13 protein-coding genes are annotated in these 14788 nt (G+C 72.8%); 4 read left to right on the top strand and 9 right to left on the bottom strand.

All coding sequences use genetic code 11. The features are described from left to right. The first annotated feature begins 95 nt into the window (after positions 1-95). On the top strand, positions 96-464 hold the full coding sequence (locus ABZU69_RS03615) for a VOC family protein (RefSeq protein ID WP_354962844.1): 369 nt from the start codon (positions 96-98) through the stop codon (positions 462-464). A gap of 14 nt (positions 465-478) precedes the next feature. Beyond that, positions 479-916, top strand: a complete 438-nt coding sequence (locus tag ABZU69_RS03610) for a VOC family protein (protein ID WP_354962843.1) — start codon at positions 479-481, stop codon at positions 914-916. A gap of 84 nt (positions 917-1000) precedes the next feature. Here the strand turns inward: ABZU69_RS03610 and ABZU69_RS03605 are convergent, their stop codons facing one another. The 5 genes from ABZU69_RS03605 to ABZU69_RS03585 all read right to left on the bottom strand — a co-directional run bounded on the left by ABZU69_RS03605 (position 1001) and on the right by ABZU69_RS03585 (position 6230). Continuing rightward, positions 1001-2254: a hypothetical protein gene (locus ABZU69_RS03605; RefSeq protein ID WP_354962842.1), complete on the bottom strand. Its 1254-nt coding sequence runs from the start codon at positions 2252-2254 to the stop codon at positions 1001-1003. 92 nt (positions 2255-2346) lie between these two features. Further along, positions 2347-3147 (bottom strand): PPOX class F420-dependent oxidoreductase, encoded by an 801-nt coding sequence (locus ABZU69_RS03600; protein ID WP_354962841.1) that lies wholly within the window; start codon positions 3145-3147, stop codon positions 2347-2349. 85 nt (positions 3148-3232) lie between these two features. Continuing rightward, the gene (locus ABZU69_RS03595; protein ID WP_354962840.1) at positions 3233-4369 is read right to left on the bottom strand and encodes an epoxide hydrolase family protein; all 1137 of its coding nucleotides are present in this window, start codon (positions 4367-4369) and stop codon (positions 3233-3235) included. Positions 4370-4498: 129 nt separating this feature from the next. Further along, positions 4499-5026 carry a hypothetical protein gene (locus ABZU69_RS03590; RefSeq protein ID WP_354962839.1) on the bottom strand — a complete coding sequence of 176 codons (528 nt, stop codon included), beginning with the start codon at positions 5024-5026 and terminating at the stop codon, positions 4499-4501. Between the two features lie 55 nt (positions 5027-5081). Further along, positions 5082-6230: a hypothetical protein gene (locus ABZU69_RS03585; protein WP_354962838.1), complete on the bottom strand. Its 1149-nt coding sequence runs from the start codon at positions 6228-6230 to the stop codon at positions 5082-5084. A 240-nt stretch (positions 6231-6470) separates the two neighbouring features. Here ABZU69_RS03585 and ABZU69_RS03580 point away from each other — a divergent pair, with 240 nt between their 5' ends. After that, entirely contained in the window at positions 6471-8021 is a 1551-nt protein-coding gene (locus ABZU69_RS03580) for a gluconokinase (RefSeq protein WP_354962837.1), read from the top strand. Between the two features lie 69 nt (positions 8022-8090). Further along, entirely contained in the window at positions 8091-9452 is a 1362-nt protein-coding gene (locus tag ABZU69_RS03575) for a serine hydrolase (RefSeq protein WP_354962836.1), read from the top strand. Between the two features lie 7 nt (positions 9453-9459). Here the strand turns inward: ABZU69_RS03575 and ABZU69_RS03570 are convergent, their stop codons facing one another. The 4 genes from ABZU69_RS03570 to ABZU69_RS03555 all read right to left on the bottom strand — a co-directional run bounded on the left by ABZU69_RS03570 (position 9460) and on the right by ABZU69_RS03555 (position 14714). Continuing rightward, on the bottom strand, positions 9460-10245 hold the full coding sequence (locus ABZU69_RS03570) for a hypothetical protein (protein ID WP_354962835.1): 786 nt from the start codon (positions 10243-10245) through the stop codon (positions 9460-9462). A 119-nt stretch (positions 10246-10364) separates the two neighbouring features. After that, positions 10365-11123, bottom strand: a complete 759-nt coding sequence (locus ABZU69_RS03565) for a MerR family transcriptional regulator (RefSeq protein WP_354962834.1) — start codon at positions 11121-11123, stop codon at positions 10365-10367. 50 nt (positions 11124-11173) lie between these two features. Beyond that, positions 11174-13525 (bottom strand): EAL domain-containing protein, encoded by a 2352-nt coding sequence (locus ABZU69_RS03560; protein WP_354962833.1) that lies wholly within the window; start codon positions 13523-13525, stop codon positions 11174-11176. Between the two features lie 271 nt (positions 13526-13796). Next, positions 13797-14714 (bottom strand): CHRD domain-containing protein, encoded by a 918-nt coding sequence (locus ABZU69_RS03555; protein ID WP_354962832.1) that lies wholly within the window; start codon positions 14712-14714, stop codon positions 13797-13799. Positions 14715-14788 lie beyond the last annotated feature (74 nt).

Genomic DNA, 14788 nt, shown 5'->3' with positions numbered 1-14788 from the left:
TGCCTGGTGGCGACCCACGGCGAACACGGACCACACGTCGTACCCCGCCGCTAGCGTGGCGTCAGCCCACTCGGAGACGCTTGGAGGAGCCCGCGATGATCGACCACATGTCCATCCAGGTCCGCGACGTGCCGACCAGCGCCGCTTTCTACGACGCCGTGCTCGCCCCGCTCGCCGGCCGCCGCCTCCTGGAGTTCCCGAACGTCATCGGCTACGGCCGGGACCGTCCCGACTTCTGGCTGGGCCCGACCGAAACCCCCGACGAGGCCCGCGAACTACACCTCGCCTTCACGGCCGACGACCGAGCCGCCGTCCAGGCGTTCCACGACGCCGCCGTGAAGGCCGGCGCGGAGGTGCTGCACGCGCCCCGGGTCTGGCCGGAGTACCACCCGACCTACTTCGCCGCGTTCGTCCGCGACCCGGACGGCAACAACGTCGAAGCCGTCTGCCACACCCCGGAGTGATTGGACCTACCGACATGGAACAACGGATCAGTTTGGTCACCCTCGGCGTCACCGACGTGGCACGGGCACGAGCGTTCTACGAACACCTCGGCTGGCGCGGCCAGGAGGTCGAGGAGACGGTGTTCTTCCAGGCCGGCGGCCTGGCGGTCGTGCTGTGGGGCCGCGACAAGTTGGCCGCCGACGCGGGCATCGACGATCAGGGCACCGACGGCTTCGGTGGGGTGACCCTGGCGCAGAACGTCCGCTCACAAGCAGAGGTTGACGAGGTGATCGCCGCGGCGGTGGCCGCCGGCGCGGAGGCGACCAAGCCCGCCCGGGAGACCTTCTATGGCGGCTACGCCGGCTACTTCACCGACCCGGACGGTCACGTGTGGGAAATCGCCTGGAACCCCGGCTTCCCCCTTGGCGAGGACGGCACCATCACCGTCCCCGACTTCGGCACCACCGGCTGAGCCCCACACAAAGGCGCTACCGGCCGAGCCACGCACGAAGACGCCACCGGCTGAGCCACGCACAATGGCCGACAGACCGACGCGTCAGGGTTCGGTCGGCGGGCAGAGCAGCCGGTCCAGCAGCGGCAGCTGCAGGGGATCCAGGCAGAGCGTGAGCAGGGCGGCGTCCGGCGACGGCGATGGACTGGGCGAGGCCGGAGCGGTCGGTGTGGGCGATGCGGTGGGCATGATCGAGCGGTTCACCGGGGGCGGGTCCGTGGTCGAAGCCGGCCCGGGCGTCGGCGCCGTACTGGCGGACGGGCCCGGAGCGGTCGGCGGGCCCTCAGCGGTCGGCGGGCCCACAGCGGTGGACGGTGCCGGCGCAACCGGGGCCGCCGGCCGCGCGGAAGTCGTGCTCGGTGGGGCGTACGGCGCGCCGCCGATGGTTCGGGCCGGCACCGTACGGGCGACCGACTCGGCCCTCCCCCGCTCCGGCGCCACCGGGCCGACGGGAAGGGCCGGGACGAGGACGTCGACAGCCGTCGGAGCGTCTGGGGTGGTGACAGCGGTCTCTTCTGCCCGCTGCACGGTGCCTGCCTGCCCGGGCCCGAGTGCGCCGGGGCCCAGTGTCGCGAACACCACCATCGCGACGGTGGCGACGGCGACCACCCGGCGACCGGGGCGCAGCGCCGTCAACGGCGCCTCCTCCGGCACAGCAAACGGCAGCGGCGTTGGCCGGGTGCGCTGGTGGGCGTCCAGCAGGGCGTCGAGCTGCGCGGTGACGGCGGCGCGTTCTCCGGCGGCAACGGCGATGGCGAGGGTGAGGTAGAAGCGGGCGTTTACCGCTGCGGTGGCCGGCACCAGCAGCCCGGCGAGCGGGCTGCGGTCGGTGGTGTGCAGCAGAGTGAGCGGGACGTCGGGGTGGTGGGCGGCGGCGGCTTGGTCCGCGTACCGCCATTCGCGCCGGCGCTCGCCCCCGGCGAACGCCACCCGGTGGCTGGTCACGACGGCCATGCCGGCGTCGACGACCCGCAGGCCGTTCGGCAGGGGGCCGGCGGGTGTGTCGGCGAAGGTGGCGGGACCCGGCGTCGGCAGGCCGGCGACGTGCCGGGCCTCGGCTTCGACCAGCTCCGCGATGGGAAGTACGCGGAAGACGAGCTCGTCGTCGTCGAGGTCCACCGGCAGGCCGGTACGCGGCTGGGTGCACCCGAGGAACCCGGCGGCCTCGACCCGCAGCCGAGTCAGGTGGTCGTTGCGTCGCAGCCAGGCGTCGGTCTCGCTGCGGTACTCGCGCCGTCGCCGCTGGTTCTCGCGCTCGGCCCAGGCAATCCGCCAAGGGGAACATGCCAGTGAAGTCACGGTCACACGCGGTACAACCGCTCATCCACGGGACAGGCAACGCGGACGGGATCGATGCTTCCCTTTGTTCCCGAAAGGAGAAAATTGACGAGCTAGAGCACCCCAAGCCGTGCCGTGGCGTCAGCGGGGACGATCGCGAAGTGGACGGTCCGGCCGGTCCTACGCCGTCCGAGGCGGTGCATCAGTGGCACGAGCACCCCATGCAGCAGCGGGTACTTGCGGCGCAGCGTGCGGGCGGCGGCGTCGTACTCCGGGCCGGTCAGCCGGCGGGCGGTGGCCTGGACCGCCGGTCCGGTCGGCACGCCGCGGGCGGTCGAGGCGGCCACCGTGACCGTCGGGTTGTTGCCGATGCGCCGGGTCTTCCAGGCTCGTTCGAAGCTGCGCACGTACGCCCGGTCGCCGGCCACGGCGATGCTCACCGGCGTCCCGACCGGGCGGCCGTCGCGGCGGTACGTCGTCAGCAGGACCGTCTTCTGCCCGCCGAACGGGGTCAGCTCCGGCGCGCTGGACTGCGAGACCGTGCCGAGCACCCAGCCCCGCTCCCGCCATCGGTACGCGAACGCCACCGCGGCCACCACCACGGCGCCGGCGATCGCGACGGTCTGACCGGTGGTGCCGCCGAGATTGCGGTCGGCGACGTGCACCACCGTGTGGGCCGTTCCGCCGACCGCGTAGCCGGCCAGCGCCACGGTGAGCGCGTCCGCCCAGATGGTGGCGAGCAGCAGGGTCACGCCGATGCCGAGTTGGAAGGCGCCGATGTCGTGCACGAAGTGCCGGTGTGGCGGGAAGTCGGCCCAGGCGCTGAACGAGGCCGGCGCGAGCAGCGCCCACACCCCGACGACCGCGCTGGCCAGGCCCAGCAGGGCGGCGGCGGACCGCACGATTGTTCTCATACAGACCTGACGGGGCGACGCTTGCGGGCGTGACAGACCAAGAGTGGAGCCGGGCCGACGACCGACCCGGCTCCGCCACCTGTCACTACGGACGCAGTGAGGTGAAGAACTGCCTCAGCTCACCGGCGAGCAGGTCCGGCTCCTCCAGCGGCATGAAGTGCCCGCCCCGTCCGGGTTCGCTCCAGTGCCGGATGTCGGTGCAGGCCCGCTCGGCGATGGAGCGGGGCATGTTGGCCTGCGAGGGTTCGGTGCTCACCGTGAACGCGGCGGGCACGGTGATGTCGGGCCGCGGGGTGTTGTGGTCGAAGTCGACGTACTGCCGGAACGACGAGCCGATCGTGCCGGTGGCCCAGTAGAGCGTGATGATGGTGAGCAGGGTGTCCCGGTCGAAGCTGTTCGCCAGGTCACCGTGGTTGTCGCTCCAGTCCCGGTACTTGTCGACGAGCCAGGCGGCCAGCCCGACCGGGGAGTCGACCAGCGCCGCCGCGAGAGTGTCCGGCCGGGTGCCCATGATGGCGCTGTAACCGCCGTCGGTCTCGTCGTACGCGGCTTCGGCGTCCAGGTAAGCCTGCTCGGCCGCCGACAGCGGTCGGGCGTCGAAGCTGGCCGGGAACGGTGGATGGATCATGTGGATGCCGGCCACCTGCTCCGGGTACAGAGCACCGAGCCAGCCGGTGACGACCCCGCCGACGTCCCCGCCGAAGGCGCCGTAACGCTCGTAGCCGAGCACGTCGGTCATCAACTCGTGCAGCGTCCGAGCGAGCATCGCCCGGGTCACCGGCTCGTCGGGTACCTCCGAGAAGCCGAAGCCGGGCAGCGACGGCACCACCACGTCGAAGGCGCCACCATGCCCGGCGGGGTCGGTGAGCCGGTCGACCAGCGGCAGCATCTCGACGAAGCTGCTGGGCCAGCCGTGGCTGAGGATCAGCGGCAGCGTCGCGGGCGCGCCGGCCGGACGTTCCGCGCGGACGTGCAGGAAGTGCAGCTTCCGGCCGCCGACGACGGCCAGGTGGTGCGGGTACGCGTTGAGCTCCGCTTCGCGGGCCCGCCAGTCGAACCCGTCGCGCCAGTAGGACACCAGGTCCCGCAGGTAGTCGGGGTCGGCGCCGCCCTGCCACGGCTGGTGGCCGCTGCGGTCGGTGAAGCGGGTACGGGCCAGCCGGGCCCGCAGGTCGTCGAGGACCGCATCGGATACGTCGATACGGAACGGGGAGAAGGTCATTGGTCCTCCGAACAGGAGGGCGCTCCCCGACGCGGAAGGTCAGCTGAGGGGGATGGCCGAGAAGAGCGCCCAGGAATGACGGTTGGCGATCACCGGGCTCACCTCCTCTCGTGGCTGACGAAGATCACTCTAGCCGAGCGGGCCGGGCATCGGACCTCGGGCCGGGAATCGGGACGGCGCGCGCGGCGGGTACGCCTCGCAGTGCTCGGTCCACTGCTCGGCGGCGACGGCCAGAACGTCGGCGGAGACGGTGAGGATCAACGGGTAGATCGCGGTGGACGGCCGGCGCATCCACGGCGGCAGTGACTCGGCGGAGAACTCCACGATCAGCTCCAGCCGGCGGCGGCGGATCACCCGGCTCCGCAGGGCCAGGTTGGGTTCGGTGAAACGGACCATCGCCGGTGCCGGGCTCGACCCGGCGGCCGCCTTCGCCTGCCCGCGCAGCCAGCCGCTCAGCGCGCGGGCCTCCTCGACCATCAGGCTCGGGTAGTGGTGCGACCAGGTCTGACCGTCGGCGGTGCGGGCGTCGACCTCGATGAGCAGCCAGTCGCGCCAACCGGGCGCGGCCCGGTCGGTGTCGTCGGGCGGGTCGATGCCGGGCTGGTAGCCGACCGGGCGGATCCGCACCCGGGCGCCGTCGTCGGACCGGATCTCCACCCGATGATTCTGGCCGACCGAAGGCGACGGCAGTACCGAAATCGGTATTAAACGGTCACTTTGTCACAGTTCGCCGCACGCCTCGGTGCTCGGCACACGCGTTCGACCGGCCGCCGGTCAGGCTGACCGAGCCGTCACGGCACTGCACCAGGTAGCCCCGGCCGGCCCAGAACTGCGGCACACAGTCGAACCAGTCACACACCTCGGCGGCCGGCCGGCGGATGCGGGTGCCGCCGCAGAAGTCGTACCCCAGGGGGTTCACCGGCGCCCCGCAGCGCGGGTCGCGCGTCGCGGTTGGCGACGGGCGCGGTGCCTTGACCGGCTTCGGCGATGTGCGGGGCGCCGGCGGTGTGGCCGCCGGGCGGACCAGCGCGGGGACCACGCTGGGGGTGGGCGCGTGGGTGGCGGCGACCGCGACCTCGGCGCCACCGGTCGGGTCCGACGGGTCCGACTCGATCAGCGCCGCCGGCACCAGGAGCGCGACGGCCGCGGCCACCGCGACGGTCCGCCGCCCACCGGGCACCAGCGCGGAGAGCCGGGCCTGCGCGGGCGTGGCCGCGGCCGGCCGGAACGGCTTGAGCTGGGCGTGCTCGGCGATCAGCTCGTCGAGCTGGGCGAGCACCGTGGGGCGCTGCTCGATCGCGTCGGCGAACGCCAGCGTGAGCTTGAACCGGAAGTCCGCCGCCGCGTCGGTGGGCAGCATCAGCCCGGAGGTACGCCGCCGGTCCAGCACCTGGATCAGGGTGACCGGCGCCGCCGGGTCGTGGGCCAGGCCGGTCATCCTGCCGTACGCCCAGTCGCGCCGGCCGCGACCACCGAGCAGCACCAGCCGACGGCTGGTGATCACCGCCATGCCGGCGTCGGTGAACCGGACGCCGTCCGGGCGGCGCGGGCGCAGCGGCCCGGACGGCGGGGCGACCGTGAGATCCGGCGCGGGCAGCACCGTGCTGTGCCGCACCTCGACCAGTTGCGCGGCCGGCAGCGCCCAGAGCACCACCTCGTCGCCCGCCAGCTCCAGCGGCAGGCCGGCGCCGGCCGCCGCGGAGCCCTGGAAGTCAGCGGCCAGGGCGCGCAGCCGGCGCAACTCGTCGTCGCGTCGCCGCCACGCCGCCTCCGCGCCGCGGAACGTGCTGACCCGCCGAACGTTCTGCCGGTGCGCCCACCGGTACCGCCATGTGGAACCCGTCGAATCAGTCTTTGCCACGCCGACTCCTTCGCCGCGCAGGCCACCAACCGGGGTGTCACACGTGTTAACAGCGGCGGCGCGCCACCCGGACACGCCAGAAAGGGGCGAAGTAGCCGATCGGCGGATCAAACAGCACGATAGGGCGATAGTGCTGCCGACGTTCATGCGGTCCGGCGTGCCGCCGGCCGCTGTCTCGGTAACGTCAGCCGCAGCCGGGTGGCGACGCCGCGACACCGCCGTGCGGAGGGGGTGACGATCGTGCCGCAGAGCATCCGGCCCGGGGTGGTGATCGGCGTCGACGTCGGCACCACCAGCACCAAGACCGTCGCGTACGACACCGGCGGACGACAGCTCGCCAGCCAGTCGGTCGGCTACCCGCTCGACGGTCCGCAGCCCGGGTACGCCGAGCAGGACCCGCACCTCATCCTCGACGCGGTGCTGGAGTCGATCCGCGTGGTGGTGGCTGAGCTGGACGAACCGGTGGTCGGGCTGTCGTTCGGCTCCGCGATGCACAGCCTGATCGGGCTCGACCCGGCCGGCAACCCGCTCACCCCGTCGTTGACCTGGGCCGACGCGCGAGCCACCCGGCAGGCCGAGCGCCTGCGGGCGGTGCCGTCCGGCCTGGCCCTGCACCGGCGGACCGGGACACCGATGCACCCGATGTCGCCGCTGCCCAAGCTGCTCTGGTTCGCCGAGCAGGAGCCGAAGCTCTTCGAACGGGTCGCCCACTGGGTCGGCATCAAGGACTGGGTGCTCCTGCGGCTCTGCGACGCGCTGGTCACCGACCACTCCGTCGCCTCAGCCACCGGCCTGATGGACATCCACAGGCTGGAGTGGGACAGCGAGGCGCTGGCCATCGCCGGCATCACCGAGGACCAGCTGCCCCAACTGGTCTCCACCACCACCGTGCTGCCCGGACTCACCCCGCAGGCCGCCGCGGCGACCGGCCTGCCGCAGCGCACCCCGGTGGTGGTCGGCGCCGGCGACGGGCCGCTGGCCAACCTGGGCCTCGGCGCGGTGCGCCCCGGCATGGTGGCCTGCACGATCGGCACCAGCGGCGCCATGCGGGCGACGGTCGAACGGCCCGGCGTGGACCCGCTCGGCGGGGTGTTCTGCTACGCGCTGACCGAGGACCGCTGGGTCGTCGGCGGCGCGATCAACAACGGCGGCATCGTGCTCCGCTGGGCCGGTGAGGCGCTCGCCCCGGACCTGGGCGAGCGCTCCGAGAAGGAGCTCGTGGCGCTGGCCGCCCGGGCGCCGGTCGGCTCGGGCGGGCTCATCATGCTGCCCTACCTGCACAGCGAGCGCGCGCCGCACTGGAGCGCGCTACCGCGCGGCGCGTACGTGGGGCTGACCCACGCGCACCGCCGGGAGCACCTGATACGGGCCGCGCTCGAGGGGGTCTGCCAGCAGCTCGCGCTGGTGCTCAGCTCCGTGCGCGCGGCCGGCAACGAGGTCCGCGAGATCCGGGCCGGCGGTGGCTTCGCCCGCAGCGGCCTGTGGCGGCAGATGCTCGCCGACGTGCTCGGCCTGCCGGTGAGCTTCCCGGCCGGGCCCGAGGGGTCGGGCTTCGGCGCGGCCCTGCTCGGCATGCAGGCGCTGGGCCTGATCCCCAGCATCGACGTGGCCACCGACCTGGCGCGGATCGAGGAGACCGTCCGCCCGGACCCGGCCGCCGCCGCCACGTACGCGGCGCTGCTGCCGCTCTTCGCCGAACTGTACGACGCGCTGGCGCCCACGTTCTTCTCCATGCGCCGGCTCGCGCCCAGCCTGCCCACGGAGCGCTTCCCCACGGCGCCACCGACCTGACAACCGCCCGGACGGGTGACGCCGATCCCGACGACCCCACCCGCCGCCCACGCTCCATATCGTGCAAACGTGAGAAAAAGCGACAAGAAGCACTCATCTTCTCGGCTGGTCCCCTCCACCCGCGTACCCCGGAAGTGGCTGATCGCGGCGGTCGCGCTGATCATGGTCGCGACGACCGGGCCGGCCACCGCGGACGGTCCCGGCCCAGGGCCGGAACACCAGGGCGAGCCGGGGTACGGGGTCGGGCAAGCGGACGGAGCCGACCCGGGGGACGAGCCCGGGGCGGAGCCGACGCCCGAGCGGGCGCCGACCAGCGAGGTGTCCTGGCTGTCGTTCCCCGGCGGGGTGTTCGCGGTGGACTCGCTCGGGCACACCGTGCGGTACCGCGCCTGCGACGGCGACACCGGCCGGGTCGCCGACCCGGACATGCGCGTCGCCGCCGGGGTCGCCACCGGCGAGGTCACCGTCGAGGGCAGGAGCTACCGCTACCGGGTGCCGCTGATCGGGCGGAGTCAGGGCACGCTTGCGGTGACCCGGCACCACCACCCGCCGACCGAGCTGACCGGCGTGGTGGTCACCAGCCCACAGCCGCACACCGATCCGGTCGCGGGAGCCCGGCTGTTCCCGCTCAGCGGGCAACTCGCCCGGGTGGTCGCCGACGCGAGCCTCAACCCTGCCGGGGTCACCGTCCGGGACCTGTCCGGCCAGTACGGCGATCAGCAGATCGCGGTCAACGGCTCGCTCCGCCCCAAGGCGGCCAGCGTGATCAAACTGTGGATCCTGGTCGAACTGCTCCGCCGCGTCGACTGTGGACAGGTCTCCCTCGACGACGGCGTACTGGTCACCCCAGCCGACGTGGTCGGCGGCACCGGTCAGCTGCAGTTCGAGACGTTCCCGCAGGTGGTCACCCTGCACCGGCTCGCCCAGTACCTGATCAAGTACAGCGACAACATCGCCGCGAACGTGCTGATCACCTACCTGGGCGGGTTCGCCCCGGTCAACGCGCTGATCGACTCGATGAACCAGCGGTCCACCATCCTGGCCCGCCGAATGCTCGACAGCGCGGCGGCCCAGCGCGGCGAGGAGAACTACACCAGCCCCGACGACGTGGTGTCGTTGCTCGGCGCGGTCTGGGACGGCGAGATCCTCACCCCCGCCTCCCGCGACCTGATGATCGGCTTCATGCGAGAACAGACCCTCAACACCAAGATCCCCGCGGCGCTGCCGCCCGGGGTGCCGGTGGCGCACAAGACCGGTGACCTGCCGGACGCCTCGCACGACGTCGGCTACTACCTGATCCCCGGCTCGGAGACCGCCGTCGCGTTCCTCACCGCCGGGCCGATGGACACCGGCGACGAGACGGTCCGCCGGATGGCCCGCACCGTCTACGACTACCTCGTCACCCCGACGGACGGGGCCTATGAGGAATGAGCCGGGCTCAGGCGCCGGGGATGTTCGCCGGCGGGTCCTCGCCGACCAGGTCGGCCGCCGGCGGCTCCGCCGTCACCGGCAGACCGAAGTCCGAGTACGTCAGGTCCAGCTGCGCGGTCTGCGACTGCTCGCTGGCCAGCTCGATCCGGTAGCGGACCAGCCGCCCCTGCTCGTCGACGGTGGCGGTGAACGGCACCGCCGCCGCCCGGTCGCCCAGCACGGCCCCGACCCCGCTGCCCAGCACCGCGCCGCTCTCGCGCAGGTCCAGCGTGCCGGCGTACTCCCGGGCACCGGTCTGTCGGACCTGGGCCGGCGCGGTCAACGTGCCGGCCAGCCGGGTGTTGTCCAGGCCCTGCTTGGCGGCGGGCGCGCCGGGGGCACCGACGTGCCACCAGGTGCGGCCGTCCCAGACCGGCACCCGCCGGTCCGGCGCGGTCACCCGCACGTAGACGTCCGGCCCGGTGGTCAGGCGCTCGATCTTCACCTCGCCGGTTGGCACCTTGAGCGAGGTGGTCTCCAGGCCGCGCCGCGCCTTCGGATCCCAGAGCACCACCGTGCCGTCCCCGCCCGCCTCCGCGCCGGCGCCCAGGGTCAGCTTGTAGGTCTGCTGGTCGATCTTCGTCGCGGCGGCGACCAGCACGCTGACCGGGTCGGTCGCGGCCGGGGCGGGTGACGCGCCGGCCGCCGGGCGACCCGCGTCGGGCTCGTCGCCCCCGGCGACCAGGGCCCACACCCCGGCGGCGATCGCCACGACCAGGACGGCGCCCGCGGCGACCAGCTTCGGCTTGTTCACGGTCATCTCCCCCGAGCGGCGCGCCCGCCGGCCGGTGGCCGATCGACGCTGACCGCGGTGCGGTCCGGCCAGAGTAGCCGGACCGCACCGACCCCTGTTTCCGGTCGCCTCCCGGCCGATCAGGCGCGGCTGATCGCGTTGGCGTGGATCGCCTCGTTCAGGTACGCCGCCAGCCCCGGGGCGATGTCCTCGTAGTGCCGGGTGAACCGCTCGTCGGCCAGGTACATGTCGGCCAACCCGGTGTGAATCTCGTACGAGCACTCGTAGAACCAGCGGCCGATGATCTGCCGGTGCTCCTCGGCCAGTTCCATCGCCTCGGGGCCGTCCGCCGGGGCGCCCGAGGCCAGCACCGCGACGATCCGTCGGCCCCAGTCCTCGTTCTCCGCCTTGATCCGCAGCCAGTCGTCCTTGGTGTAGCGCGACGCTCGCCGGTTCGACTCCCGGTACGCGTCGGTGTCGCCCCAGCGCTGCTCGGCCTCGGCCTCGTGCTCCTCGGGATTGAAGTCGCCGAAGACGGCGAACCGCTCCTCCGGAGTGAGTTGGATGTTCAACTTGCTCGCCTCCATCGCGAACTCGATCGCCGTGACCATCTCCTGCAACCGCTTGATCCGTACCGTCAGCAGCTCGTGCTGGCGGCGCAGGTGCGCGGCCGGGTCGGCCGCCGGGTCGTCGATGATGGCGGCGATCTCCTCAAGCGGGAAACCCAGCTCCCGGTAGTACAGGACGAGCTGCAACCGTTCCAGGTCCGCGTCGTCGTAGCGGCGGTAGCCGGCCGCGGTTCGCCCGCTCGGCGAGAGCAACCCGATCTCGTCGTAGTGGTGCAGCGCCCGTACCGTCACGCCGGCGACCTTCGCGACCTGACCCACCGTGTGCGCCATGGTTCCCCTCCCTTCCGGGAACCAGGCTCCCGCCTGCCGCTACGTCAGGGTCAAGGCCGATTCTGACCCACCGTCCCGGGGCCGTCCGGCCGCCCGTACAGATAGCCCTGACCGCGTGGGCAACCGATCGCGGTGACCGCCGCGTGCTGGCGCTCGGTCTCCACCCCCTCGGCGACCACCGCCAGGTCGAACGCGCCGGCCAGCCGGGTGACCATCTCCACCGTGGCGTACGCCCGCTCGTCCGCCCCCAGCCGGGCCACGAACGAACGGTCGATCTTCAGCTCGGTGGCCGGGATGCGGTGCAGGTAGCTCAGCGACGGGTAGCCGGTGCCGAAGTCGTCGATGGCGATGCCGATGCCCAGTTCCCGGAGCTGGCGCAGCCGCTCCAGCACCGCCTCGGTCCCCTCGATCAGCGCCGACTCGGTCAGCTCCAGGGTCAGGGCGCGCGGCGCCAGACCGGCGTCGGCGGTGGCCTCGGTGACCGTGGCGATCAGGTCCGGCCGGCGCAGGTGCGCCGCGGAGATGTTCACCGCGATGGTCGCCTCCGGTGCCCGGTCCCGCCAGGTCGCCGCGGCCCGGCACGCCTCGTAGATGACCCAGCGGTCGATCGGCAGGATCAGCCCGGTCTCCTCCGCCAGCGGCAGGAAACGGGCCGGCGGCAGCGTCCCGAGCCGGGGGTGCCGCCAGCGCACCAGGGCCTCGGCGCTGCGCACCGCGCCGGTGGCCAGGTCGACGATGGGTTGGAACTCCAGGTGCAACTGCTCCTCGTCGACGGCCCGGCGCAGGTCGGCGATCAGCTCGGCCCGGGACACGGCCGACTCGCGCAGCGCCGGGGTGCACGTCCGGTACGCGGACTTCCCGGCCGCCTTGGCCGCGTACATGGCGATGTCGGCGTCGCGCAGCAGGTCGGTGTGGGAGGCGTGCTGCGGGCCGTACTCGGCGATGCCGATGCTCGCCGACGGATGCACGCCGACGTCCTCGTCTCCGTCAGAGGGTCGCAGGGCGTCCAGCAGCCGTTCGGCGAGTTGCTCCGGCGGCACCGGCCGGTCGCCGTGGACCAGCACTGCGAACTCGTCGCCGCCGAGCCGGGCGATGGTGCCGTCACCGTTGACCGCGGTCCGCATCCGGGCCGCCAACCCGGTGAGCAGGGTGTCTCCGGTGGCGTGCCCGAACCGGTCGTTGACCTGCTTGAACCCGTCCAGGTCAAGCAGCAGCACGGCCACCGGGCGGCCGTCGCGCAGGGCTGTGCGCAGCCGCCGGTTGAACAACAGCCGGTTGGGCAGACCGGTGAGCTGGTCGCCGTACGCGAGCCGGCGCAGCCGGGCCACCAGCCGCAGGTTCTCGTTGGCGGCCAGCCCCTGGCGTACCGCGAGGGCCGCAACCAGCGCCATCATCGTCACGAAGAGCAGCTGCGGGGCCTGCCCGGTGGGCCGGCGGGCCAGGACCACCGCGATGATCGCCCCACCCGCCGGCAGGTACGGCAACGCCACCCGCCACCACGGCGGCGGCGACTCGGCCGTCTCGTCGGTGCCGTCGCAGTCCGGCGGCGGCGGGTACCCGGCGGCCAGGCCGATCAGCAGGTAACTCAGCGGCCAGCACAGGTCGATCAGATGACCGGCGGCGTAGTCGCCGCGCGCGACCAGCGAGACGTACCCGGCATCGGCGACCACCCGCATGGTGAGGCTGGCCGCGAGCACGCTCATCGGCCGCCACAGCGTTCGGGCCGGGCCGGCGACCGCGACCAGGATGGTGAGCTGCATCAGGTCGAACATCGGGTAGAGCAGTCCCAGCGTGCGGGCCGGGTCGGCCAGCTCGGCGGCGGCGACGCCACGGAACACCAGCACCCAGCCAATCGGCACCAGGGCCAGCGCGACGATCACCCCGTCCAGCAGCGCCCGGGCTCGCCCGACGGCGGTCCGGGGCGCGGAGGGTGAACAGAGCAGCGCCGCGGTGCCGGTGAGGATGCCGGCGGTGAAGACCGCCCCGACCAGCGGCGTGTGCGGCAGGTCCCCGCCGCCGACCCGTTGCGCCGTCCAGATCGCCCGGCCGAGCGCGGCGAGCGCCATGGTGGCCGCGAGCAGCGTCCAGAACCGGCGCAGTGGAGCCGGGTGCCGGCGAGCCGCCCCGGCGCAGGCGCCGGTGGCCCAACCGGCGACCAGCAGCGCGCCCAGGTCGCTGACCAGCGCAGCGCCGGGTAGCGCGGCAACCAGCCAGAGCGCCTCCAGCACCACGACACCGGCCGCGGCGAGCAGGCCGGCGCGACCGGCCGGGGTTGGTACGACGGTCGTCGGTTTGGGTCCGTCCGGCAGAGAGCCGACCGGCGGTGCCCCGGCCGACACGGGGCCGCTGGGGGGCGGGGCGGCGCGCGCTGAGTCGGCCTGCTTCACGTCCTGCGGCGGCACGATCGCTCCGGCTCCCTCTCATGCGGGCACCTCGACGGACGGTCCGGTCCCCGGCAAACCTGGAGAGCCTAGCCAGCGCCCGCGTGCCCTCGCCAGGGCCGACCGGCGAGTTCCGGGCACCCCTGGCGGTCGCGTCCCCGACACTGCGGCCCCGGCAGCCCGGCCTTCCCGGTCCCGGCGGGCACGGCGGCACCGCAGTGGGACCCGGCACGGCCGAACGCCCGACCCCCGTCATGCGGGTCGGGCGTTCAGTCGGTCGAGTGCCGATGGATCACTTCTCGTCGCTCTTGTCGTCGCTCTTGTCGTCGGCCTTGTCGTCGGCCTTGTCGTCGGCCTTGTCGTCGGCCTTGTCGTCGGCCTTGTCGTCGGCCTTGTCGTCGGCCTTGTCGTGGCCCTTGTCCGACTCCCGGTCCTCACCCTTGTCCGAGTTCCAGTCGTCGTCCTTGTCAGAGCCCCACTCGTCGTCCTTGTTGGAGCCCCACTCGTCGCTCTTGTCAGAGCCCCACTCGTCACCCTTGTCAGAGCCGCTCTCGTCCCAGGCCCGGCTGTCGCCGGCGTCCCAGTCTCGGTCCTCGTCCTTCTTCTCCCGGTCCTCGTCGGTCTTGATCTGGCCCCGGATCTCGCCGTTCGGGTACTTCTTGGTGTGCACGTTGACGTACGTGACACCGGCCTCGATCGCGTCGACGACTTCGTCGAACTCACCGGGCTCGATGCCCTGGTCGGCCGGGCCGACCACGTCATCCGGCTTGATCGTCCCCTTGATCGTGGCCGGAGCCTCGGGGCAGGACTGGACGCCCTTCGACGGGCCACCCTTCCCGTCCTTGATGTTCGAGCACAGGAAGACCGCGACGCCGCCGCTCTGGTGCCGCCCACCGAAGTGGATGTGCGCCTGCTGGACGTCCTTCAGGTCGTCGTAGCTCAGCCGGTACGTGATCTCTTTGTTCCGCTCGTCGATCTTCGCCTCGAACCGCCCGTTCCCGGGCGTCGAGATCGTGAGCGGGTCCTCCTCGTAGCCGCTGAGTCTCGCCCGCACGGTCTCCTTCTTGTCCCGCCCCTTCTCATCCCGCGAGCCACTCCAGTCCCACGAGTCGTGCGATTCGCGCTTGTCGCCCGAATCGGCTCGCCCGTCGCCCATGGCCGCGGTTCCCACGGTGGTCGCGGCCACCGCCGCGCTGGCCGTTACCGCCAAAGCCCAGAGTCGAGTACGTCCCACCATCACTGCTGTTCCCTCCTAGACGAGGCCTGGGCCCGGTATCGGCAGGG

It is taken from the genome of Micromonospora sp. NPDC005206 (genome assembly GCF_040608175.1).
Lineage (GTDB): Bacteria > Actinomycetota > Actinomycetes > Mycobacteriales > Micromonosporaceae > Micromonospora.
This window is presented reverse-complemented; position numbering and strand designations above follow the sequence as displayed.

Excerpts from the sequence above, each read along its gene's own strand:
- ABZU69_RS03615 (WP_354962844.1), top strand. The coding sequence starts at position 96 with ATGATCGACCACATGTCCATCCAGGTCCGCGACGTGCCGACCAGCGCC.
- ABZU69_RS03610 (WP_354962843.1), top strand. The coding sequence starts at position 479 with ATGGAACAACGGATCAGTTTGGTCACCCTCGGCGTCACCGACGTGGCA.
- ABZU69_RS03600 (WP_354962841.1), bottom strand. The coding sequence starts at position 3,147 with ATGAGAACAATCGTGCGGTCCGCCGCCGCCCTGCTGGGCCTGGCCAGC.
- ABZU69_RS03595 (WP_354962840.1), bottom strand. The coding sequence starts at position 4,369 with ATGACCTTCTCCCCGTTCCGTATCGACGTATCCGATGCGGTCCTCGAC.
- ABZU69_RS03565 (WP_354962834.1), bottom strand. The coding sequence starts at position 11,123 with ATGGCGCACACGGTGGGTCAGGTCGCGAAGGTCGCCGGCGTGACGGTA.